Genomic DNA, 21692 nt, shown 5'->3' with positions numbered 1-21692 from the left:
GCGCGGTGCTCAGCGCGGGTCGAGGCCCTGGGCGAGGAACCAGGGCAGCGGGTCGACGGGGGCGCCCCCGCCGGCCGGGCGGACCTCCAGGTGCAGGTGCGGGCCGGTGCTGTTGCCGCTGCTGCCGACGAAGGCGATGACGTCGCCGGCCTTCACCGTGCCCTTGCGGATCTTGTACGAGCGCAGGTGGCAGTACCAGACCTCGGTGCCGTCGGCGGTCTTGAGGATCGTCATGTAGCCGTACGACGCGTTCCACTGCGTGCGGATGGTGCCGTCGGTGACGGCCATCACCTGGGTGCCGCCGTCCACCGGGAAGTCGATGCCGGTGTGCCGCTTGGCCCAGTGGGTGCCGGCCGCGCCGAAGGCCTCGCCGATGCCGTGCTGGGCGACCGGCATCGAGACCGTGGGGCGGGCCGGTGCGGGTACCTGGTCGGTGGCGGCGGCCTGCGTGGCCGGCTGCCCGGCGGCGTCGGGCGCGCCCTGGGTTCCGGCGAGCGGCTGGCGGGCGTCGCCGCGGGAGGCCTGGTCGGCCTGGCCGGCGGCGAGCGCCTGCTGGGCGGCCTGCGCGGCCTCGGCGTGCGCGCCGTCCGGTACGTCGGCGGCGGTGGTCTGCTCGGGGGCCCGGCCGGCCGCCTGGGCGCGCTGCTGGTCGGCCTCGCCCTGCACGGTGACGGCCGCCGCGGCGGCGACGCCGAGCGCGGCCACCGACGGCAGGGCGACCCGCAGCAGTGCCGTGCGGGTGGCGGCCTTGGCGGCGTCGCGGCGCTGGGACCGGGACTGCTCGCGGGCGGCGAGACGCAGTTCCGCACGGGTCGGGCGGGCGGCTGCTTCGGGAGCCATCGCGGCTGCCTCCTCGGTGGCCTCGGGCGCGTCGTCGGGCGGGGACGGAGGGTGAAACGACCGTGACTGTAGCCGGAAGCCCGACGTCCGGACAAAAGTCCGGATGTCAAGGGGCTGCGGGTGTGCGGTTGCGGGGTAGAACAGGGGAGGGCGGCGGGCGGGCTGTGATTTTCCCCTCGTCTTGAGGGGCGGCGCCGCCAACCCCGGCGGGTGACGCTACCCTCCCCTCAGATTGGTTATTGCTCGTTAACCTCGCCCGTGCTCACAAAGTCCGGTGGGGGATGGACGACGAGGTCCGGGAGGCAGTGATGGGTGTGTCAGGACCGATCCGCGTGGTGGTCGCCAAGCCGGGGCTGGACGGCCACGACCGCGGCGCCAAGGTCATCGCGCGCGCCCTGCGCGACGCCGGTATGGAGGTCATCTACACCGGCCTGCACCAGACGCCGGAGCAGGTGGTCGACACCGCGATCCAGGAGGACGCGGACGGCATCGGCCTGTCGATCCTGTCCGGGGCGCACATGACGCTCTGCGCGCGGGTGCTGGAGCTGCTGAAGGAGCGCGAGGCCGAGGACATCAAGGTGTTCTGCGGCGGGATCATCCCGGACGACGACATCGTCGAGCTGAAGGCGATGGGTGTCGCCGACATCTTCACCCCGGGCACGCCGACCAGCGACGTGGTCGCCTGGGTCGAGGCCAACCTGCGCGCCGCGGGCTGACCGCCGTCGACGGGGCCGGGGCCGGACGGCGTGTCCGGTACCCGGCCCCGTCGCGTGTCAGGCCCCGTCGCGTGTCCGGGGCCGGGTGGCCCGGGCCGCGGGCGGCCGCCGGTCAGGCCGCGAGTTCGGCGAGCATCGCCTCGCGGAAGCGCAGCGTCCCGGCGAGCCGGGCGAAGGTCTCGCCCCAGGCGGTGGCGGGCGCGGACCCGGCGGCCAGCGCCTCGACCGCCCCGGCGCTCTCCGGGGAGAGCGCGCGTTCGGTCATGCCCAGCACCCCGCTGTGGCTCCACGGGTAGGCACCGGAGGCGGCGGCCCGGGCCAGTGCCTCGACCACCGCGGTGGAGAGCGGCGGCGTCCACGGGGTGGCGCAGGCGCCGAGCAGCTGGAAGGCGTCACCGAGGCCGTGCGCCTCGATGAACGCGGCCGTCCAGGCGGCCCGTTCGGCGGGCGGGAGCACCGCGAGCAGCTTGGCGGGGGCGCCGGTGGTGCGGGCGGGGCGCCCGGGGCCGGGGACGGGCGCGGGGCCGAGCAGGGCGCGCGCCCAGGCGGCGTCCTGCTGGCGGACGGCGGCCCGGGCCCAGGCCTCGCGCAGGTCGTCGGCCCAGGTGCTGCTGGTCTCGTCGATCGCGTCGCCGACCCGCAGCGTGAGCAGCCGCTCGGGCGTCAGGCCGGTGTGCCCGGACCACAGGGAGAGCGGTGCGGCGGCGATCACCTCGCCGAACCACCAGGCCCGTTCGCCGCGCCCGGTGGGCGACTTGGGGGGTATGCCGTCGCGCTGCATGGCCGGGTCGCAGGCGGTGGGCGGGGTGACCAGCACGTGCGTGCCATGGGCGGAGAGGCGCACGGCGGTGCGGGCGCGCTCGGCCATCCGGGTGGCCAGCGCGGAGCCGGGCAGGGTGGAGAGCAGTTCGGCGGCGGTGGCCCGGACGTTCTTGCTGCGGTCGCCCAGCGCGGCCTCCAGGAAGGGTTCGTCGGCGAGCGAGAGGCCCTCCTGGAGGGCGTCCAGGAACAGCAGCCGGTCCTCGGCGCGCTCGGTGGACCAGGTGCCGCGCAGCAGCGCGAGCCCGGCCGCCGGGTCGCGGCGGCGGAGCAGGGTGAGGTGGGTGACCCGTTCGGCGAACAGGCCCTCGTGCCACAGCCGGTCGCCCTCGGCGGGCGCGGTGTCCGGGGCGGAGGCGGGCTCCGGGGCGGGCACCGGCTCCGGGGCGGCGCGCTGGACGAACCGCCAGTCCGCGTTGCGCTCGGCGAGCCAGCGGCCGAGCGGGCCGGCCAGCGCGACCGCGTCGGGGCGCAGCTCGCTGCGGGCGCGGGCGGCGTCCAGCAGGGCCGGGACGCTGGCGGCGGGCGCGCGGTAGCCGCGCTCGCGGGCGGTGGCGAGCCACTGCGGGAGCAGCTCGCCGACGTTGGCGAGCACGCCGCTGCCGCCGCCGCGGGTGGAGAGCAGCAGCGAGAGCCGGCGCGCGGCGGCGGCCGGCAGCTCGGGGCGGGGGTCCTCGGCGGCCGGCCGGTCGGCCGGGGCGGCGGCCGGCACGGGCAGCGCGCCGGCCCGGCGGCGGACCGTCTCCAGGGCGGCGAGTTCGAGCAGCGCGGTGGCCGGGTCGGCGCGGTCGACGGCCTCGTCGTACGGGGCGGCCGGGCCGGGCGCGGGGAGCGGGCGGCGGTCGGTGCCCAGCAGGGCGGTGGTCTGCAGGGACTCCCAGGGGTCGGGCACGGGGCCTCCTCCTCCGGTGGAACGGGTGCGGGTGGACGTCGGGGTGTCGGCGGGCTCGCGGCGCGCGCCCGGGGCGCGGCGGGGCCCGCTCAGGGCGTGCCGAGGCCGATCGGGCGGCCGTCGGGCCCCCAGGCGGTGACCGGTGCGAAGCCGCGGTGGCCGTACTCGCCGAAGACGGTGAGCGGACGGCCGGTGGAGACGGCGGCGAGCCGCCAGAGCGCGGCCTCCGGCACGGCGGCGCGGTGCACCGGGACGGTGTGCCGGCCGTCGGTGAGGTGCCAGCCCTCCTCGGAGAGCACCGGGACGACCTCGGTGAGCACCGTCGGCCAGGCGTCCAGCCACGGGTCGTCGGCCACCGCGGTGCCGTAGCCGGCCACCGCCTCGGCGACGGCCAGGCCGGGCGGCGGCCCGTCGGGTGCCGGCGCGGGGGCGCCGTAGCGGGTGCCGAGGACGGCCCGCAGCGGGCGGGCGCCGGGGTGGAAGGCCAGCTCGGCCTCGACCACCTGGCCGGTGGGCAGGGCGAGTTCGGGGGCCTGGCCGGGGCGGCCGAAGGCGATCAGCAGGGCCGGGCGGCCGGTCTTGGCGCCGCGCAGCCAGAGCCGGCGGGTGGTCAGCCGTTCGTCGGACCCCCCTTCCATGGGCGAGGTCCGGCTGCCGAGGACCTGCCAGCGGTCCCGGACGGTCGGGCCGGCCAGCAGCTCGGCGGTCTCGGTGGTGTAGCCGACCCGGGCGCGGACGGTCGCGGCGAGCGGCGCGGGCAGCTCGTCGAGCCGGGTCGCGGCGGTGGCGAGCAGGTGGAGCATCGCGTACTCCGCCAGCAGCCCGTGCTGCGGCACCGCGTCGAGTTCGCGGACCCGGGTGGCCAGGCCGGGGGCCTGGGCGTCGACCATCCGGGCCGCGACCTCCTCCCAGGGGCCGGCGGTGGACTGGTCGGCGAGGCCGTGCCGGACCCGGTCGGCGAGCCGCAGCCGCAGCTCGGCGGCGCCGGCCGCGACCCGGGCGGAGCGCTTCTCGGCGCGGCGGCGGGCGGCGGCCGGGTCGGCCGGCGCCTCCGCTCGCACGGCCCGCTGCTCGGCGCGCTCCTGGCGGCCCTTCAGCCACTCGGCGGCCCAGTCGGCGGGCTCCGCGCCGTCCGGCACCGCGGTGGGCGAGCCGCTCCAGAGCAGCAGCAGCCCCAGGGCGTGCTTGCAGGGGAACTTCCGGCTCGGGCAGCTGCACTGGTAGGCGGGCGTGGCGAGCTCGACGACCGTGCGGTACGGCGTGCTGCCGCTGCCCCTGCACTCGCCCCAGACCGCCGCGCCGTCGGTGCCCGCGGCGGACCAGGGGGCGGGCGCGGAGAGCTTGCCCGCGGCCTTCCGCGAGGCGGCGTCGGGTGCCAGGGACAGGACGTGTTCGGTGCTCCAGCGTTCCTCCATGACCACGACGGTAGGCGGCGGCACTGACAGTCGACCGGCGGCCCGGACGGCCCGAACTGAGGTCCGGTCAGGATTGTCAGTGGTCCGGTGCATGGTGGTTCCGCAGGCCGGGACGCCGACCTGGCTCCCCCCGATCACCCCGTCGCCCGGGCATCCGTGTGCCCGGCGGCCGACCCGAAGGAGCCCCGATGACCGACGTCGTGACCGAGGTCCTGCGGCAGCACGCCGAGGACGCGTTCGCCGCCGAGCTGTCCGCGCTGGCCGCCCAGGATGACCGCCCGCGCCCGGAGCGCTGGAAGCTCTCCCCGTGGGCCGTCGCCACCTACCTGCTGGGCGGCGAGCTGCCCGACGGCACCGTGATCACCCCCAAGTACATCGGCCCGCGCCGGGTGGTGGAGGTCGCCGTCACCACGCTCGCCACCGACCGCGCGCTGCTGCTGCTCGGCGTGCCGGGCACCGCCAAGACCTGGGTGTCCGAGCACCTCGCCGCGGCGATCAGCGGCGACTCCACGCTGCTGGTGCAGGGCACCGCCGGCACCCCCGAGGAGGCCGTCCGGTACGGCTGGAACTACGCGGAGCTGCTCACCAACGGGCCGAGCCGGGAGGCGCTCGTCCCCTCGCCGCTGATGCGGGCGATGGCGGAGGGCCGGATCGCCCGGGTCGAGGAGCTGACCCGCATTCCGGCGGACGTCCAGGACAGTCTGATCACCATCCTGTCCGAGAAGACCCTCCCGATCCCGGAGCTGGGCACCGAGACCCAGGCCGTGCGCGGCTTCAACCTCATCGCCACCGCCAACGACCGCGACCGCGGCGTCAACGAGCTGTCCAGCGCCCTGCGCCGCCGCTTCAACACCGTGGTGCTGCCGCTGCCCGGCTCGCTGGAGGAGGAGGTCGAGATCGTCAGCCGCCGGGTCGAGCAGCTCGGCCGCTCCCTCCAGCTGCCGGAACTGCCCGGCGGAGCCGAGGAGATCAGGCGCGTGGTGACCGTCTTCCGCGAGCTGCGGGCCGGTATCACCGCCGACGGCCGGACCAAGGTGAAGACCCCCAGCGGCACCCTCTCCACCGCCGAGGCCATCTCGGTGGTCACCAACGGCATGGCGCTCGCCGCCCACTTCGGCGACGGCGTGCTGCGGGCCGCCGACGTCGCGGCCGGTGTGATCGGCGCGGTGGTCCGAGACCCGGCCGCCGACCAGCAGGTCTGGAGCGAGTACGTGGAGGGCGTGGTCCGCGAGCGCGACGGCTGGAAGGACTTCTACCGCGCCGCCCGTGAGAACGCCCGCTGAACGGCACGACCGTGCCCCGCACGGCCGTGCACCGTACGACCGCAAGCTCGGAACACTCGGGAGGGAGCGCGCGATGAGCGCAGAGGTGACGCTGCTCGGCGTCCGGCACCACGGCCCCGGCTCGGCCCGCTCGGTGGCCGCCGCACTGGAGCAGCTGCGACCGGACGCCGTCCTGGTGGAGGGCCCGCCGGAGGCCGACCCGATCCTCGCACTGGCGGGGGAGAAGGACATGGTGCCGCCGGTCGCCCTGCTGGCCCACGCGGCCGACGACCCGGCCCGCGCCGCCTTCTGGCCGTACGCCGAGTTCTCGCCGGAGTGGGTGGCGATCCGCTACGCCACCGAACTCGGCCTCCCGCTCCGCTTCATCGACCTGCCGGCCGGCTACGCCTTCGCCGACGCCGCGGAGGCGGAGGAGCGGGGCGGTGACGGCGCCGACGCGGCGGACGCGGACCTGCCGGGCGACCCGATCGCCCGGCTCGCCGAGGCCGCCGGCCACGACGACCCGGAGCGCTGGTGGGAGGACGTCGTCGAGCACCGCCGCCCCGGCGACGGCGAGGACGCGCTCGCGCCCTTCGCGGCCGTCGCCGAGGCGATGGCGGCCCTGCGCGAGGACGGCGGAGCGGGCCGGCGCGACGAGCGGCGCGAGGCGTACATGCGCCAGCAGATCCGCGCCGCCCGCCGGGCCGGCCACCGGCGGATCGCCGTGGTCTGCGGGGCCTTCCACGTCCCCGCGCTGGCCGCCATGCCGACCGTCGCGCACGACCGGGCGCTGCTCGCCGAGCTGCCGAAGAAGGTACGCACCGAGGTCACCTGGGTGCCCTGGACGCACCGCCGGCTCTCCCAACTCACCGGCTACGGCGCCGGGATCGTCTCCCCGGGCTGGTACCGCCACCTGCACCGCACGGACGGCGACCCGCTGCCCGGCTGGCTCACCCGGGCCGCCGACCTGCTGCGCGCCGAGGACCACCCGGTCTCCTCCGCGCACGTCATCGAGGCCGTCCGGCTGGCCCGCACCCTCGCCGTGCTGCGCGGCCGCCCGCTCGCCGGGCTCACCGAGACGCTGGACGCCGTCCGCGCGGTGATGTGCGACGGCTCGGACGTCGCCCTCGCGCTCGTCGAGGACCGGCTGGTGATCGGCGACGCGCTCGGCGAGGTGCCCGAGGCCGCGCCCGCCGTCCCGCTCCAGCGCGACCTCGCCCGGCTCCAGCGCACCCTGCGGCTCAAGCCCGACCCCGCCCCGCGCGACCTCGACCTCGACCTGCGCAAGGAGACCGACGCGGCCCGCTCCCGGCTGCTGCACCGGCTGCGCCTGCTCGGCGTCGACTGGGGCGTGCCGGTCCGCTCCGCCGTCGCCTCCACCGGAACCTTCCGGGAGAGCTGGCGGCTGTGCTGGCAGCCCGAGTTCGCGGTCCGGATCGCCGAGGCCGCCCAGTGGGGCACCACGGTCGAGCGGGCGGCCGCCGGCAAGGCGGTCGGCACCGCCCGGGCCGCCGCCGAACTCGCCGAACTCACCGGGCTGGTGGAGACCTGCCTGGTGGCCGGGCTGGCCGAGGCGCTGCCCGCCGTGATGCGGGTGCTCGCCGACTGCGCCGCCCTGGACACCGACGTCGCCCACCTGGCCGGCGCGCTGCCCGCGCTGGTCCGCGCGCTGCGCTACGGCGACGTCCGGGGCACCGACCACGGCGCGCTCGGCGAGGTCGCCGGCGGCCTCGCCGACCGGATCTGCGTCGGCCTGCCGCCCGCCTGCACCGGCCTGGACGCCGCCGGAGCCGCCGTGATGCGCGGCCACCTGGACGAGGTGCACGGCGCGATCGGCCTGCTGGACCAGCCGGACGGCTCCGCCGCCGGGCTCGCCGGACTCGCCGACCGCTGGGCCGCCACCCTGCGGGCGCTCGCCCGGCGCGAGCCGTCCGGCGGACCGGCCACCGGCGTCCCCGGCCTGCTGCGCGGGCGCGCTGTCCGGCTGCTGCTGGACGACGGCCGGCTCGACTCCGGCGAGGCCGGGCGGCGGCTCGGCCTGGTGCTGTCCGCCGCCAACAGCCCGGCGGACGCGGCCGGTTGGATCGAGGGCTTCCTGACCGGGGGCGGCGCCCTGCTGCTCCACGACCCCCGCCTGCTCGGCCTGCTCGACGACTGGCTGACCGGCGTCCCGGCGGAGGTCTTCACGGACGTGCTGCCGCTGCTGCGGCGCACCTTCGCCACCCTGGAGGCCGGCGTCCGGCACACCGTCGGCAGCCGGGTCGCGGCCGGCCCGCTCGGCCCCGGGAACGCCGAACCGGACGCGGAAACCGCCGAGTTGGACCGCCTGCGGGCCGACGCCGCACTGCCCGTGGTGGCCCTGCTGCTCGGGCTGCCGACCGGCGCCGGAGAACCCGGCGCCGGCCCGCGGATCCCCCGGCAGGCCGAGGGCCGCGACACCTGACGACACCCCCCGTCCCCGACCGCCGACCGCACGCAGAGGAGCCTCCGATGGCAGTCACCACCCCCGGCACCGCGTCCGCCGCCGACCCCGGCGCCCGCGCCGACGAGCGGCTGCGCCGCTGGCGGCTGGTCCTCGGCGGCGAGGCGGACGGCACCGGCCGCACCCTGCACGGCCGGGACGCCGCGATGGACGGCGCGCTCGCCGCGCTCTACCGGGGCGCCGCCGAGGACGGCCGGGCCGGGCAGCCGCGCTCCGGCCGCCGCAGCGCCGGCCTCGGCGGCTCGGCCCCGCAGGTGGCCCGCTGGCTGGGCGACATCCGGACGTACTTCCCGGCCACCGTCGTCCAGTTGATGCAGCAGGACGCCATCACCCGGCTCGGCCTCGAACAGCTGCTGCTGGAGCCCGAGATGCTGGAGGCGGTCGAGCCGGACGTCCACCTGGTCGGCACCCTGCTCTCGCTCAAGCACGCGCTGCCCGAGACCACCCGGGAGACCGCCCGCGCGGTCGTCGGCCGGGTGGTCGCCGACCTGGAGCGCCGGCTCGCCGACCGCACCCGGGCCACCCTGGGCGGCGCGCTGGACCGCAGCGCCCGGGTCAACCGCCCGCGCCACCGCGACATCGACTGGGACCGCACCATCCGGGCCAACCTGAAGAACTACCTGCCCGAGCACGGCACGGTCGTCCCCGAGCGGCTGGTCGGCTACGCCCGCGCCCAGCGCGCGGTGAAGAAGGACGTCATCCTCTGCATCGACCAGTCCGGCTCGATGGCGCCGTCCGTGGTGCACTCGGCGGTGTTCGGCGCCGTGCTCGCCTCGATGAAGAGCCTGGACACCCGGCTGGTGGTCTTCGACACCTCCGTGGTCGACCTCACCGAGCAGCTCACCGACCCGGTCGACGTGCTCTTCGCGACCCAGCTCGGCGGCGGCACCGACATCAACCGGGCGCTCGCCTACTGCCAGTCCCGGATCACCCGGCCGGCCGAGACGATCGTCGTCCTGATCAGCGACCTCTACGAGGGCGGCATCCGCGACGAGATGCTCAAGCGGGTGGCCGCGATGAAGGCGGCCGGCGTCCAGTTCATCGCCCTGCTGGCGCTCTCCGACGAGGGCGCGCCCGCCTACGACCACGCGCACGCCGCCGCGCTGGCCGCGCTCGGCGCCCCGGCCTTCGCCTGCACCCCCGACGTCTTCCCGGAGATCATGGCGGCGGCGATCGAGAAGCGCCCGATCCCGGTCCCGGACCAGGGGGTGTGAACCGAGCCGTCGGCGCGGCCGCCGCCCCCGGGTTCCGCCGGGCTCACCCGAACGGCGGAACCGGGGGCGCGACCGCGCGAAGCCGCCGGTCGGGGCACCCGGCGCACGCCCCCTAAGCTGTCTGTGACGGTTCTCACCAAAGACGGGCAGGCCCCGGGCGAAACACGCACGTCGTACGGGGATAACCTGCCAGACGGACGTGACGCGCGTGTTGATTGACGTGTGCGCCCGTGGCTGTGTGGGCCGCAAGGCCGTACTTCTGCGTACCCGCACCGCCCCGACGACCCGCAGCGAAGATCCTGCCGTGGCACGCTCGTAGAGACACAATCCGCGACCACGAACAAGGACAAACACGTGGACCTGTTCGAGTACCAGGCGAGGGACCTCTTCGCCAAGCACGGCGTGCCCGTGCTTGACGGCGATGTCATCGAGACCGCCGCAGACGCTGCCGCCATCGCGGAGCGCTTCGGCGGCCGCGCCGTCGTCAAGGCTCAGGTGAAGGTGGGCGGCCGTGGCAAGGCCGGCGGCGTGAAGCTCGCCGCCGACCCGGCCGACGCCGTCGCCAAGGCCGGGCAGATCCTCGGCATGGACATCAAGGGCCACACCGTGCACAAGGTGATGCTGGCCCAGACCGCGGACATCAAGGACGAGTACTACGTCTCGTTCCTGCTGGACCGCACCAACCGCACCTTCCTGGCCATGGCCAGCGTCGAGGGCGGCGTGGAGATCGAGGTCGTCGCGGAGGAGAACCCCGACGCGCTCGCCAAGATCCCGGTCGACCCCAACGTGGGTGTCACCCCGGAGAAGGCCGCCGAGATCGTCGCCGCCGCGAAGTTCCCGGCCGAGGTCGCCGACCAGGTCGCCGAGGTCCTGCAGAAGCTCTGGGTCGTCTTTGTCAAGGAGGACGCCCTCCTCGTCGAGGTCAACCCGCTGATCAAGTCCGGCGACGGCAAGATCATCGCGCTCGACGGCAAGGTCTCCCTGGACGAGAACGCCGAGTTCCGCCAGCCGGAGCACGAGGCGCTCGAGGACAAGGCCGCCGCCAACCCGCTGGAGGCCGCCGCCAAGGCCAAGGGCCTCAACTACGTCAAGCTCGACGGCCAGGTCGGCATCATCGGCAACGGCGCGGGCCTCGTCATGAGCACCCTCGACGTGGTCGCCTACGCCGGTGAGAACCACGGCGGCGTCAAGCCCGCCAACTTCCTCGACATCGGTGGCGGCGCCTCCGCCGAGGTCATGGCCAACGGCCTGGAGATCATCCTCGGCGACGCCGACGTCAAGTCGGTCTTCGTCAACGTCTTCGGCGGCATCACCGCGTGCGACGCGGTCGCCAACGGCATCGTCCAGGCCCTCGCGCTCCTGGAGAGCAAGGGTGAGGCCGTCACCAAGCCGCTGGTCGTCCGCCTCGACGGCAACAACGCCGAGCTGGGTCGTCAGATCCTGACCGACGCCAACCACCCGCTCGTCGAGCAGGTGGACACCATGGACGGTGCGGCCGACCGCGCCGCCGAGCTGGCCAACAAGTAAGGAAGGGGACTTTCACACCATGGCTATCTTCCTTACCAAGGACAGCAAGGTCATCGTTCAGGGCATGACCGGCTCCGAGGGCATGAAGCACACCCGCCGCATGCTCGCCTCCGGCACCCAGATCGTCGGCGGTGTCAACCCGCGCAAGGCCGGGACCACCGTGGACGTCGACGGCACCGAGGTGCCCGTCTTCGGCACCGTCGCCGAGGCCATCGAGAAGACCGGTGCCGACGTCACCGTCATCTTCGTCCCGCCGGCGCACACCAAGAGCGCCGTCGTCGAGGCCGTCGACGCCGAGATCGGCCTGGCCGTCGTCATCACCGAGGGCGTCCCGGTGCACGACACCGCCGCCTTCTGGGCCCACGCCGGCGCGAAGGGCAACAAGACCCGGATCATCGGCCCGAACTGCCCCGGCCTGATCAGCCCCGGACAGTCGAACGCCGGCATCATCCCGGCCGACATCACCAAGGCCGGCAAGATCGGCCTGGTCTCGAAGTCCGGCACCCTGACCTACCAGCTCATGTACGAGCTGCGGGACATCGGCTTCACCTCGGCCGTGGGCATCGGCGGTGACCCGGTCATCGGCACCACCCACATCGACGCCCTCAAGGCGTTCCAGGAGGACCCGGAGACCGAGCTCATCGTCATGATCGGTGAGATCGGCGGCGACGCCGAGGAGCGGGCCGCGGCCTTCATCAAGGAGAACGTGACCAAGCCGGTCGTCGGCTACGTCGCGGGCTTCACCGCCCCCGAGGGCAAGACCATGGGCCACGCCGGCGCCATCGTCTCCGGCTCCTCGGGCACCGCGCAGGCCAAGAAGGAGGCCCTTGAGGCCGCCGGCGTCAAGGTCGGCAAGACGCCGTCCGAGACCGCCCGCCTGGCCCGTGAGCTGTTCAAGGGCTGACACCCTTCCCGCTCGCCGACACAGCGCCCCCGACCGGACCTCCGGTCGGGGGCGCTGTGCTGTCTCCCTTTCGGCGCCGGCGCGCCCTTCGGCTCGGCGCGCTGTGCCGTCGCGTTCACCGGCCCGGTGCGCACGGGTGCAGGGCCCAGGCCGGTGCGCAGCCGGGCGGTGGTTCGGCGGCCACCGCGCCGGGCGGGGGCAGTGCCTCGGCGGCCCGCCCGCCCGTCGGCGGGCGGTACGGCCCGTCCTCGCGGGGCGGCGGCGGATCCACCACGACCGGCTCGAGCCCCGGCGTCGGCGAGCACCAGAGGCTCTGGATCCCCGACGGCGGCCCGTCCGCCAGCAGCGGCAGCGGCGCGTCCGGATCGGCGGCCGACGTCGGGAACGGCGCGCAGAGCGAGGGCGGCGGCGGGCCGGGCGGCCGGAACAGCGCGCCCGGCCCCCCGCCCGCCAGCGTCGCCACCACCGCGCCGCCGACCGCGGCCGTCAGCAGCGCCGCCGCCCCCGTCCGGCCCGCGTTCACCAGTCCGTGCCGGGCCCGCAGCAGCGGGACCGGCGGCCGGTACGGCTGCGGGACCCCGCGCACCGCCGCCCGGTGCATCAGCGCGCACAGCCGGTCGGCGAACCCGTCCGCCGCCGGATCCGTCCCGACCAGCTCCGGCACCCAGTGCGCCAGCGCCGTCCGCGCCGCCCACACCCGCCCCTCGGCGGCCGCCAGCGTCGACTCCACCTCCACCGCCACCGCGGCGGCCGGCATCCCCAGCCCGTCGTGCAGCACCAGCGCCCGGCGCTGCGGCCGGGACAGCCGCCGGAGTGCCTTGAGCAGCGCGCGGTCCCGGTCGGTGAGGCGGTCGTGGTCCGGCAGGACCGCCTGGGCCTCGTCGGCCGGCCGCACCTTGATCCGGCGGTGCGGCAGCCGCCACGTGTGCGTGCGCCGGGGGCCGCCCCGGTGCCAGGGGGACAGCGCGAGCTCGAAGGCCCGCGCCCGCACCCACGACTCCGGCTCGCCCCCGGCCACCGCCTCCGGCCACCGCCGCCGCGCCTCCCCGAACGCCCGCCCCACGCAGTGCACGGCGCGGTACTTGCACGCGGTGAGCAGGAACACCTGCTGCGCCAACCGGGTGTGCGCGGTCTCGTACACCTCCTCGAACCCCGCCGCCGGCCTCCGCTCTCCGGTGCCGTCCCCGGTCGTGTGCCGGTCGGGGGCTGCCGGTCCGGTCGCGGTCCGGTCGTCGCCGTGTCCCGGCGTGGTCGGCCGGGTGTGTGCTGCGGTCGGCCCCCGCCTTCCGGCGCCGTCCCCGGCCGGTTGTGCGGCCGCCGTCCGGTCGGCGTCGGCCTGGGCCGGGTGCCGGTCGGGGGCTGCCGGTCCGGTCGTGGTCCGGTGGTCGTCGTCCCGCCCGGTCGCTGTCTCGCCCCCGGCCCCGGCCGTGCGGGGCGGCGCCGCGCCGTTGTCGGCGGACCGGCCGGCGCGGACGCCCCGCGGCCGGTTGGCGCCGGTGGTGTCCGCCTCCGGGCGGTGGGCGGCTTCCTGCCGGTCCGGCGCGGCGGTGGCGTCGGTCCGGTCCGTGCCGCCACCGCGTCCGTCGGCCGTGCGCCGTCCGCGCCCGGCCCGGTCGCCCGGTGCGGCGGCCGGCGCACCCGACCCGGCCGCCGCGCCGCGCCGCGGCTTCGCGCCGGCGGGCTCCGGACGGCCGCCGGGCGCGGGCTCCGGGGCGGGCAGCAGGGCGGCCAGGGCGGCGATCTCGTCCTGGGTGCGGGTGCCGAGCTTGCGCAGGGCCCGGTGCCGGTAGCTGCGGGCGGTGGTGGGGGTGACGCCGAGGGCGGCGGCGGTCTCGGCGAGGTCCCGGCCCGCCGCGAGGTGGGCGAAGGCCTGTGCCTCACGCGCCGTCAGGCGGCCCAGCAGCTCGGCGGACTCGTTCCGCGCGGGCGGTGCCCCGCCCTTCCCGGGGGCGGGAGCGGTGTCGGCCCGGGCGCGTCCGGCCCCGGCCTTGGCGGGACGCCCCTTCCCGCTGCGTCGCTGCGTCGCGGGCGCGGGCTGGTTGCCGGGGTGTTCGGCGGTCGGGGGCTTGGTCATCAGACGCTCCTGGCCGGGTCGGTCGCGGCAGCAAAAGGGCATGGTCTGAAAATGCGCATAAGCCAATAATCTGGGACACCCCGGCGGTTTGCCTCTTCACGGAGCATGGCGAGTCGCCTTGGCACGATGTGGGCCATGACGCAGCTGACGGGTCGTCCGATTCTGGGAGCGCCGGGCGAACTGGGGGCCAGGCCCGTCCTGTCCGCCCTGCTCGCCGGGGTCCGGACGGCCCTGCTCGGGCTCTGCGCCGTCACCGTCCCGGTGCTCGGGCTCTGGGTGGCGACGCCGAACGCGGACGCGGGAGCGTCCGGGGCGCTGCGGCTGGCGGCGGCGCTCTGGCTGCTCGGGCACGGCGCGCCGGTGCTGCGCGGGGCGGCGGAGGCGCCGCTGTCGATCACCCCGCTGCTGCTCGGCCTGCTGGCGGCGGGCCAGTTGTCCCGGGCGGCGGGCCGGGTGGCGGCGCGGAGTGCGGGGCGTCCGGGGCGCAGCGGCGCGCGGGCGGTGTGGGCGGGCTACTGCGCGGTGGGGTGCGCGGTGGTGGCGCAGTGCGCGGGGGCGGGGGAGTTCCGGGCCCGGGTGCTGCCGGACCTCGCGGTGGTCGCGCTGGTGGCCGGGGCGGCGGTGGCGGCCGGTGCGCGGGGGCGCGCGGTGGTCCCGGCGGTGACGGGTCTGCTGGAACGGGCGCTGGCGCGGCTGCCGGAGCCGGTCCGGCCGACGGGCGGCGCGGTGGCGGTCCGGGTGGCCGCGCAGGCGGCCGGGGCCGGGCTGCTGGCGGCCGGCGGGCTGGTGGTGGCGGGGGCCGCGGTGCTGGCCGCGGCGTCCACGAGTGGCGTGCCGGGGGTGTTCGCGGGCGGGCCGGCGGCGGTGGCGGGGGTGCTGCTGGTGAGCCTGGTGCTGCTGCCGAACGCGGTGCTGTGGGGTGCGGCGTACGCGCTCGGGCCGGGGTTCGCGGCGGGGGAGGGGGCGGTGGTGTCGCCGGTGCGGACGGTACTGGGGCCGGTGCCGGAGTTCCCGCTGTTCGCGCTGTTCCCGGAGCCGGGTGCGGGCGGCTGGCGGCTGGTGGTGTGCGTGCTGCCGGCCCTGGCGGGTGCGGTGCCGGGGCTGGTGCTGGGCCGGGCGGCCGTCCTCGGCCGGGCCGGCCGGCCCGGCCCGTGGCCGCCGGCGGCCACCGCGGTGGCGGCGGTGGCGGCCGCGCTGCTGGTCGGGGTCGCGGCGGCGGGGCTCGGCGGGCTCTCCGGCGGGGCGCTGGCGGCCGGCCGGATGGCCTGGCTGGGGCCGATGCCGTGGTGGACGGGCCTGGCCGCGGCGGTCTGGACGGCGGCCGTCGCCGCCCCGACCGCCCTGCTGGCCCGCTTCCACCTCCTGCGCGAACCCGGCGTCCGCGTCCCCCTCGCCCCGAAGGCGCTCGCCCTGCCCGCGCGCCGGGGCGCGCTCCTTCTGCGCATCCGCGCCCACCGGGCCGTCACCCGCCTGTCGGGCCTCCGGGACGGTACCCCCGAAGGCGGGATCCCCGAGGGCGGGACCGGCGCGGACGGCGCCGGCCGGGCCCGCTGACCGGGTCTACTCGCTCTGCTTGGTGATGTCGACGTACCACTGCGGGGCGAGCCGCTCGCAGCCGTCGGCGCCGCTGGCGGTGAGGGAGTCCTGCACGCAGGTGACGTAGTCGTTGTAGTACAGGGCCAGGCCGAGGACGGAGGAGACGAAGACCACGGTCATGGCGCCGGTGAGGATGCCGGCCAGGGCGGCCGGGGTGAGCGGGTTCGGGGTGGCGGCGGCGACGGGGGCCGGGGTGCCGGCCGCGGCGTCGGCGGCGGGGGCCGGCTTGGGGGCGCGCATGGCGGAGACGCCCCAGGCGATGGCGAGCGCGCCGACGAACAGGGCGACGTAGTGCAGGGAGGCGAAGGCGCAGACCAGCGCGCCCATGCCGGCCAGTGCGGCGTTGCGGGCCTTGCGCTGGGCGGGGTCGGTCGGGTCGAGCCGGGGCGGCTGCGGCGCGGGCGGCCGGGGGTGCCAGCCGCCGCCCTGGTAGCCGGGGCTCCAGGGGTGCGGCGGCGGGACGAGCGGGCGTTCGTCCGGGTCGCCGTCCTGGCCCTCGGGGCGGTCGGAGCCGTCGGAGGGGTGGGGAGCGCGCGGTCGCCACGGCTGGTCGGGGGCATCCGCCGGCGGCGGCGCGAAGGGGTTGCGCTCGCCGGTGTCGTCACCGCTGCTCATGGTTCGGCCATTCCTTCTCGGTCGGTGGGGCGGGTGCCCGCGCCACCCTATGATCCCGCAGGCCCTCGTGGGGGCTCCGGGCGCGTCCGGGACGAGCCGGTCGGGGCCCGCCGGGGACCGGCGAGATCCCCGTCTCAGCTACGCGCGTAGCCCCCGACGGTGTTTCGGAGGCCGTCCGACCAGCCGTTATGGTGGTGACGGTCAGCAGCTCCCACGGGTTCCCCGGGCGCCCGCGTCGCGGCGGGTTCTCCAGGAGTTCCCCCTCGCTCGACCTGCCGTTCGTAGTGGCCCCACCGCCGGTGGACGTACCAGCGTACGGCGACCGACCTACGGAGAATCGCGCAGTGGCCGCCGCCCCCGCTCAGCTCTTCCCGCCCCGCACGCCCGGACCGGCCCGTCTGGTGGTGCTGGTCTCCGGTTCCGGTACCAACCTCCAGGCGCTGCTCGACGCCGCCGCCGACCCCGCGTACGGGGCGGAGATCCTGGCCGTCGGCGCGGACCGCGACGGCATCGCCGGCCTGGAGCGCGCCGAGCGCGCCGGGCTGCCGGTGTTCGTGCACCGGGTGAAGGACCACCCGGACCGTGCGGGCTGGGACCGCGCGCTGACCGCCTCCGTGGCCGGGTACCGGCCGGACCTGGTCGTCACGGCCGGCTTCATGAAGATCCTCGGCCCCGAGTTCATCGCGGCCTTCGCCGGGCGGATCGTCAACACCCACCCCGCGCTGCTGCCCTCCTTCCCCGGCGCCCACGGCGTCACCGACGCCCTGGCGTACGGGGTGAGGGTCACCGGCTGCACCGTCCACCTCGTCGACGCCGGCGTCGACACCGGGCCGATCATCGCGCAGGGCGTCGTGGAGGTCCTCGACGCCGACCACGCCGATGGCGGCGAGGCGCTGCACGAGCGCATCAAGACTGTCGAGCGCAAGCTGCTCGTCGACGTCGTGGGCCGGCTGGCCCGCGAGGGTCACCGCATCGAGGACCGAAAGGTATGGATTCCGGCATGAGCGCCGCCCCCACCACCACTCCCGTCTCCGAGAACGTCCGGCCGATCCGCCGCGCCCTGATCAGCGTGTACGACAAGACCGGTCTGGAGGAGCTGGCCCAGGGCCTGCACGCCGCCGGGGTCGCCATCGTCTCCACCGGCTCCACCGCGGGCCGGATCGCCGCCGCGGGCGTCCCGGTGACCGAGGTCTCCGAGCTGACCGGCTTCCCGGAGTGCCTGGACGGGCGCGTGAAGACGCTGCACCCCCGCGTGCACGCCGGCGTGCTCGCCGACCTGCGGCTGGAGTCGCACCGCGCGCAGCTGGTCGAGCTGGGCGTCGAGCCCTTCGACCTGGTCGTGGTGAACCTCTACCCGTTCAAGGCGACCGTCGCCTCCGGCGCCACCCCGGACGAGTGCGTCGAGCAGATCGACATCGGCGGCCCGAGCATGGTCCGCGCCGCCGCCAAGAACCACCCCTCGGTGGCCGTCGTGGTCGACCCGGCCCGCTACGAGGACGTGCTCACCGCCGTCCAGGGCGGCGGCTTCGACCTGCTGACCCGCAAGCGCCTGGCCGCCCAGGCCTTCGCGCACACCGCGGCCTACGACGTCGCGGTGGCCAACTGGTTCGAGGCCTCGGGCTACACCGAGACCGAGGACGCGTTCCCGGCCTTCCTCGGCTCGGCCTTCGAGCGCCAGAACGTGCTGCGCTACGGCGAGAACCCGCACCAGGGCGCCGCGCTCTACACCGACGGCAGCGGCGGCCTGGCCGGTGCGCGGCAGCTGCACGGCAAGGAGATGTCGTACAACAACTACGTCGACACCGACGCCGCCCGCCGCGCCGCCTACGACCACGCCGAGCCGGCGGTCGCGATCATCAAGCACGCCAACCCGTGCGGCATCGCGACCGGCGCCGACGTCGCCGAGGCGCACCGCAAGGCGCACGAGTGCGACCCGGTCTCCGCGTACGGCGGCGTGATCGCCGTCAACCGCCCGGTCACCGTGGCGCTGGCCGAGCAGATCGCCCCGATCTTCACCGAGGTCGTGGTGGCCCCCGGCTACGAGGACGGCGCCGTCGAGGTGCTGGCCCGCAAGAAGAACCTGCGCGTGCTGCTGGCCCCCGAGGCCCCGGCCAACCGCCAGGAGGTGCGCCCGATCTCCGGCGGCGTGCTGCTCCAGGACGCCGACCGGGTGCACGCCGAGGGCGACGACCCGGCGACCTGGACGCTGGCCACCGGCGAGGCGCTGTCCGAGGCCGAGCTGGCCGAGCTGGCCTTCGCCTGGCGGGCCTGCCGGGCCGTCAAGTCCAACGCGATCCTGCTGGCCAAGGACGGCGCCTCGGTGGGCGTCGGCATGGGCCAGGTCAACCGGGTCGACTCCTGCAAGCTCGCGGTCGAGCGGGCCGGCGAGCGGTCCAAGGGCGCGTACGCGGCCTCCGACGCCTTCTTCCCCTTCGCGGACGGCCCGGCGATCCTGATCGCCGCCGGTGTCCGGGCGATCGTCCAGCCGGGCGGCTCGATCCGCGACGAAGAGGTGATCGCGGCCGCCGCCGAGGCCGGGGTGACCATGTACTTCACCGGTACCCGGCACTTCTTCCACTGATTCCGCCGACCGGTCGGTCCGTCGACCGGCCGACGGAACGACGGAGCGGCCCGTCCCCCTCCACCGAGGGGGGGCGGGCCGCTCCGCCGTACGCGCTACTTCTTGATCACCAGGGTGCCGGCGGCACGGTCGTGCCAGCCCTGCAGCTTCCCGGAGTTGTCGAAGAACGGCGACAGGTAGACCAGCAGCGCGCCGATGTAGCAGAGGAACGCGCCGACGATCGGGATGATGAAGCGGATGAAGCCGCCGCCCAGGCCCGGGGTCTGGCCGGTGCTCTCCTTGACCACGCGCAGACCCATGGCCATCTTGCCCAGGGTGGCGCCCACGAAGGAGACCATCAGCCACTCGTAGAGCAGGTTGAACAGCGCCAGCACGCCGATCATGATCATCATGGTGGCGACGAGGCCGGTCGCGGCGTCGGTCTGCTGCTGGAGGCAGTCGTCGTAGGAGACGGTCCCGTAGGAGTACTGGCTGCAGTCGTCGGTGTCCTTGACGATGCCGAGCGAACCGGCCAGGCCGAGCGCCATGACCAGGGCTATGACCGCGCCGACCGCCAGACCGTCGATCAGCCGGGCCACGAAGCGCTGGCCCATCGACGCGATCTTCACCGTGCCGAGCTGGGCGATGTTGATGTAGCCGTTGTTCGCCTGGAGGGTGCCCGGCATCGGCTGGTACCCGTACGCCGGCTGCTGCTGCGGGTAGCCGTACCCGGCGGCCGGCGGGGCCTGCTGCGGGTAGCCGTAGCCCGCGGCCGGCGGCTGCTGCTGCGGGTAGCCGTACCCGGGCGGGGGCTGCGGCGGCTGCTGGGGCTGCTGCGGCTGCTGGTTGTACGGGTTGTTCGGGTCGGGCGGGTAGCTCATCAATGCCTCCGGGCAGATGGGGACACAGGGGGACGGGACAGCGGAGGACCCGGAACGGACCGGCGGATCGCACGGCCGGTCGGACGGGACGTTAGCGGAGCGCACTGACACCGGGAGCGGGTGCGACCGGGTGCGCGTCCCCGCTCAGGGCCGTGGGGAACGGACGAACGGAAGCCGGGACGGCCCGCCGGTGAGGGGCGTGCCGCGTCGTCGGTCGGTCGTCGGCGCGGTGCGGTCTGGTCGGCTCACTTCGCTCTTCCCCCGGGTACGCCCCCGCCGGGTCTGTCCGTCGGCCCGTCACCGGGCCGGATGCGGCGGGGAATGCCCGCATATCGTCGACCGCCCGGCGGGGGCCTGTCCAGCCGCGTCCGCGCGTGGCGCCGGACTGTGGCGCAACCGCAATACGGCCAGGACGTTCCGTGCCCGTTCGTCCACCTCCCGCACCGTCCCGCCACCGCCGGGCCGCCGTCCCGCCGCGGGCCCGGCCGCCGCCGCGCCGCCGGCTCCCTCCGCCCCGGGACCGGTGGCACGGAACCCGGTCCGGATCCGGGAGAATGGATCCATGACTGCCCAGATTCTCGATGGCAAGGCCACCGCGGCCGCGATCAAGTCCGAACTCGCCGCCCGCGTGGCGGCCCTCCAGGCGAAGGGCGTCGTGCCCGGCCTCGGCACCGTCCTGGTCGGCGACGACCCGGGCAGCCGCTGGTACGTCAACGGCAAGCACCGGGACTGCGCCGAGATCGGCATCGCCTCGATCCAGCGCGAGCTGCCCGCCACCGCCACCCAGGAGGACGTCGAGAACGTCGTCCGCGAGCTCAACGCCGACCCGACCTGCACCGGCTACATCGTCCAGCTGCCGCTGCCCAAGGGCCTCGACCAGAACCCGGTCCTGGAGCTGATGGACCCGGACAAGGACGCGGACGGCCTCCACCCGACCTCGCTCGGCCGCCTCGCGCTCGGCATCGAGGGCCCGCTGCCCTGCACCCCGCTCGGCATCGTCGAGCTGCTGCGCCGCCACGACGTGCCGATCGACGGCGCCGAGGTGGTCGTGGTCGGCCGCGGCGTCACCGTCGGCCGCTCGATCGGCCTGCTGCTCACCCGCCGCAGCGAGAACGCCACCGTCACCCTCTGCCACACCGGCACCCGTGACCTCGCCCACCACCTGCGCCAGGCCGACATCATCGTGGCCGCCGCCGGCGTGCCGCACCTGGTCAAGCCGGAGGACGTCAAGCCCGGCGCGGCCGTGCTGGACGTCGGCGTCAGCCGCAGCGAGGGCAAGATCGTCGGCGACATCCACCCGGGCGTGGCCGAGGTGGCCGGCTGGATCTCCCCGAACCCCGGCGGCGTCGGCCCGATGACCCGCGCCATGCTGCTGAACAACATCGTGGTGGCGGCCGAGCGCCGCGCCGGCGTCTGACCCACCCCCGATCGACGAACGACGATCCCGAAGGACGGGAAGCCATGACCGAACCGCGGCGGACCCGGCGCAGGCCCGTCAAGACCACCGGCACCATCCCTCCCGAGGGATCGGCGGCCGCGCTCGGGCGCGACCACGCGCTGCCGGTCCGGCAGTGGCCGATAACGGTGGTCCTGCTGGTGGTCGGCGCCGGGCTCGCGGTCACCTGGTTCGCCGACTTCAAGGACGGCTTCAAGTACGGGCTGCTGATCGTCGGCGGCGGGGTGCTGCTCGGCGCGCTGCTGCGGCTGATCCTGCCGGAGGTCGGCATGCTGGCGGTGCGCAGCCGCTTCACCGACGTGATCGTGCTGACCTTCCTGGGCGTCTCGATCGTGCTGCTGACCCTGATGGCCCAACCCAATCCGTGGCTGGACCCGCCGCTGCTGGACAATATCGGCCAGCTGATCGGCCGGCCGCGCCGCTAGCGCGCGCCGCCGAA

17 protein-coding genes are annotated in these 21692 nt (G+C 76.0%); 11 read left to right on the top strand and 6 right to left on the bottom strand.

The genetic code is table 11. The features are described 5' to 3' along the window. Positions 1-9: 9 nt before the first annotated feature. Positions 10-840, bottom strand: a complete 831-nt coding sequence (locus ACFC0B_RS14200) for a M23 family metallopeptidase (RefSeq protein ID WP_376086080.1) — start codon at positions 838-840, stop codon at positions 10-12. Positions 841-1148: 308 nt separating this feature from the next. Here ACFC0B_RS14200 and ACFC0B_RS14195 point away from each other — a divergent pair, with 308 nt between their 5' ends. After that, the gene (locus tag ACFC0B_RS14195; protein ID WP_376086079.1) at positions 1149-1556 is read left to right on the top strand and encodes a cobalamin B12-binding domain-containing protein; all 408 of its coding nucleotides are present in this window, start codon (positions 1149-1151) and stop codon (positions 1554-1556) included. A gap of 112 nt (positions 1557-1668) precedes the next feature. Here ACFC0B_RS14195 and ACFC0B_RS14190 read toward each other — a convergent pair whose 3' ends face one another. Both ACFC0B_RS14190 and ACFC0B_RS14185 read right to left on the bottom strand, forming a co-directional pair. Next, positions 1669-3267 (bottom strand): DUF5691 domain-containing protein, encoded by a 1599-nt coding sequence (locus tag ACFC0B_RS14190; RefSeq protein WP_376086077.1) that lies wholly within the window; start codon positions 3265-3267, stop codon positions 1669-1671. Positions 3268-3356: 89 nt separating this feature from the next. Next, positions 3357-4682: an SWIM zinc finger family protein gene (locus ACFC0B_RS14185; protein WP_376086075.1), complete on the bottom strand. Its 1326-nt coding sequence runs from the start codon at positions 4680-4682 to the stop codon at positions 3357-3359. 188 nt (positions 4683-4870) lie between these two features. Between ACFC0B_RS14185 and ACFC0B_RS14180 the strand changes: the two genes are divergently transcribed. The 5 genes from ACFC0B_RS14180 (at position 4871) to sucD (ending at position 12071) form a co-directional block, all read left to right on the top strand. Further along, positions 4871-5965: an AAA family ATPase gene (locus ACFC0B_RS14180; protein WP_376086073.1), complete on the top strand. Its 1095-nt coding sequence runs from the start codon at positions 4871-4873 to the stop codon at positions 5963-5965. Positions 5966-6038: 73 nt separating this feature from the next. Next, positions 6039-8387 (top strand): DUF5682 family protein, encoded by a 2349-nt coding sequence (locus ACFC0B_RS14175; RefSeq protein ID WP_376086072.1) that lies wholly within the window; start codon positions 6039-6041, stop codon positions 8385-8387. Positions 8388-8434: 47 nt separating this feature from the next. Beyond that, entirely contained in the window at positions 8435-9640 is a 1206-nt protein-coding gene (locus tag ACFC0B_RS14170) for a VWA domain-containing protein (protein WP_376086070.1), read from the top strand. A 354-nt stretch (positions 9641-9994) separates the two neighbouring features. After that, positions 9995-11167 carry an ADP-forming succinate--CoA ligase subunit beta gene (gene sucC / locus ACFC0B_RS14165; RefSeq protein ID WP_376086069.1) on the top strand — a complete coding sequence of 391 codons (1173 nt, stop codon included), beginning with the start codon at positions 9995-9997 and terminating at the stop codon, positions 11165-11167. Between the two features lie 19 nt (positions 11168-11186). Then, complete coding sequence (gene sucD, locus ACFC0B_RS14160) at positions 11187-12071, top strand: succinate--CoA ligase subunit alpha (RefSeq protein ID WP_376086067.1); 885 nt, start codon at positions 11187-11189, stop codon at positions 12069-12071. Between the two features lie 115 nt (positions 12072-12186). Here the strand turns inward: sucD and ACFC0B_RS14155 are convergent, their stop codons facing one another. Beyond that, entirely contained in the window at positions 12187-14145 is a 1959-nt protein-coding gene (locus tag ACFC0B_RS14155; RefSeq protein WP_376086065.1) for a sigma factor-like helix-turn-helix DNA-binding protein, read from the bottom strand. A gap of 135 nt (positions 14146-14280) precedes the next feature. On the opposite strand from ACFC0B_RS14155, the gene ACFC0B_RS14150 reads away from it, so the two are divergent. Beyond that, positions 14281-15699, top strand: coding sequence for a DUF6350 family protein (locus tag ACFC0B_RS14150; RefSeq protein WP_376086063.1), 1419 nt, complete (start codon positions 14281-14283; stop codon positions 15697-15699). A gap of 6 nt (positions 15700-15705) precedes the next feature. Here the strand turns inward: ACFC0B_RS14150 and ACFC0B_RS14145 are convergent, their stop codons facing one another. After that, the gene (locus ACFC0B_RS14145) at positions 15706-16356 is read right to left on the bottom strand and encodes a hypothetical protein (RefSeq protein WP_376086061.1); all 651 of its coding nucleotides are present in this window, start codon (positions 16354-16356) and stop codon (positions 15706-15708) included. A 344-nt stretch (positions 16357-16700) separates the two neighbouring features. Between ACFC0B_RS14145 and purN the strand changes: the two genes are divergently transcribed. Together purN and purH are read left to right on the top strand one after the other, a co-directional pair. Further along, positions 16701-17360, top strand: a complete 660-nt coding sequence (purN, locus tag ACFC0B_RS14140) for a phosphoribosylglycinamide formyltransferase (RefSeq protein ID WP_376086060.1) — start codon at positions 16701-16703, stop codon at positions 17358-17360. Then, positions 17357-18937 carry a bifunctional phosphoribosylaminoimidazolecarboxamide formyltransferase/IMP cyclohydrolase gene (purH, locus tag ACFC0B_RS14135; protein ID WP_376086058.1) on the top strand — a complete coding sequence of 527 codons (1581 nt, stop codon included), beginning with the start codon at positions 17357-17359 and terminating at the stop codon, positions 18935-18937. Before purN ends, purH begins: the two co-directional genes overlap by 4 nt. A gap of 95 nt (positions 18938-19032) precedes the next feature. Here purH and ACFC0B_RS14130 read toward each other — a convergent pair whose 3' ends face one another. Beyond that, positions 19033-19797 (bottom strand): RDD family protein, encoded by a 765-nt coding sequence (locus tag ACFC0B_RS14130; protein WP_376086056.1) that lies wholly within the window; start codon positions 19795-19797, stop codon positions 19033-19035. 562 nt (positions 19798-20359) lie between these two features. On the opposite strand from ACFC0B_RS14130, the gene ACFC0B_RS14125 reads away from it, so the two are divergent. Both ACFC0B_RS14125 and ACFC0B_RS14120 read left to right on the top strand, forming a co-directional pair. Continuing rightward, on the top strand, positions 20360-21214 hold the full coding sequence (locus tag ACFC0B_RS14125) for a bifunctional methylenetetrahydrofolate dehydrogenase/methenyltetrahydrofolate cyclohydrolase (RefSeq protein WP_376086055.1): 855 nt from the start codon (positions 20360-20362) through the stop codon (positions 21212-21214). A 44-nt stretch (positions 21215-21258) separates the two neighbouring features. After that, on the top strand, positions 21259-21678 hold the full coding sequence (locus ACFC0B_RS14120; RefSeq protein ID WP_376086053.1) for a DUF3017 domain-containing protein: 420 nt from the start codon (positions 21259-21261) through the stop codon (positions 21676-21678). Positions 21679-21692 lie beyond the last annotated feature (14 nt).

Origin of the sequence: Kitasatospora sp. NPDC056184 (assembly GCF_042268405.1) — a bacterium.
Classification (GTDB): Bacteria; Actinomycetota; Actinomycetes; order Streptomycetales; family Streptomycetaceae; genus Kitasatospora.
This window is presented reverse-complemented; position numbering and strand designations above follow the sequence as displayed.

Excerpts from the sequence above, each read along its gene's own strand:
- ACFC0B_RS14200 (WP_376086080.1), bottom strand. The coding sequence starts at position 840 with ATGGCTCCCGAAGCAGCCGCCCGCCCGACCCGTGCGGAACTGCGTCTC.
- ACFC0B_RS14195 (WP_376086079.1), top strand. The coding sequence starts at position 1,149 with ATGGGTGTGTCAGGACCGATCCGCGTGGTGGTCGCCAAGCCGGGGCTG.
- ACFC0B_RS14185 (WP_376086075.1), bottom strand. The coding sequence starts at position 4,682 with ATGGAGGAACGCTGGAGCACCGAACACGTCCTGTCCCTGGCACCCGAC.
- ACFC0B_RS14180 (WP_376086073.1), top strand. The coding sequence starts at position 4,871 with ATGACCGACGTCGTGACCGAGGTCCTGCGGCAGCACGCCGAGGACGCG.
- ACFC0B_RS14175 (WP_376086072.1), top strand. The coding sequence starts at position 6,039 with ATGAGCGCAGAGGTGACGCTGCTCGGCGTCCGGCACCACGGCCCCGGC.
- ACFC0B_RS14170 (WP_376086070.1), top strand. The coding sequence starts at position 8,435 with ATGGCAGTCACCACCCCCGGCACCGCGTCCGCCGCCGACCCCGGCGCC.
- sucD (WP_376086067.1), top strand. The coding sequence starts at position 11,187 with ATGGCTATCTTCCTTACCAAGGACAGCAAGGTCATCGTTCAGGGCATG.
- ACFC0B_RS14155 (WP_376086065.1), bottom strand. The coding sequence starts at position 14,145 with ATGACCAAGCCCCCGACCGCCGAACACCCCGGCAACCAGCCCGCGCCC.
- ACFC0B_RS14150 (WP_376086063.1), top strand. The coding sequence starts at position 14,281 with ATGACGCAGCTGACGGGTCGTCCGATTCTGGGAGCGCCGGGCGAACTG.
- ACFC0B_RS14145 (WP_376086061.1), bottom strand. The coding sequence starts at position 16,356 with ATGAGCAGCGGTGACGACACCGGCGAGCGCAACCCCTTCGCGCCGCCG.
- purH (WP_376086058.1), top strand. The coding sequence starts at position 17,357 with ATGAGCGCCGCCCCCACCACCACTCCCGTCTCCGAGAACGTCCGGCCG.
- ACFC0B_RS14130 (WP_376086056.1), bottom strand. The coding sequence starts at position 19,797 with ATGAGCTACCCGCCCGACCCGAACAACCCGTACAACCAGCAGCCGCAG.
- ACFC0B_RS14125 (WP_376086055.1), top strand. The coding sequence starts at position 20,360 with ATGACTGCCCAGATTCTCGATGGCAAGGCCACCGCGGCCGCGATCAAG.
- ACFC0B_RS14120 (WP_376086053.1), top strand. The coding sequence starts at position 21,259 with ATGACCGAACCGCGGCGGACCCGGCGCAGGCCCGTCAAGACCACCGGC.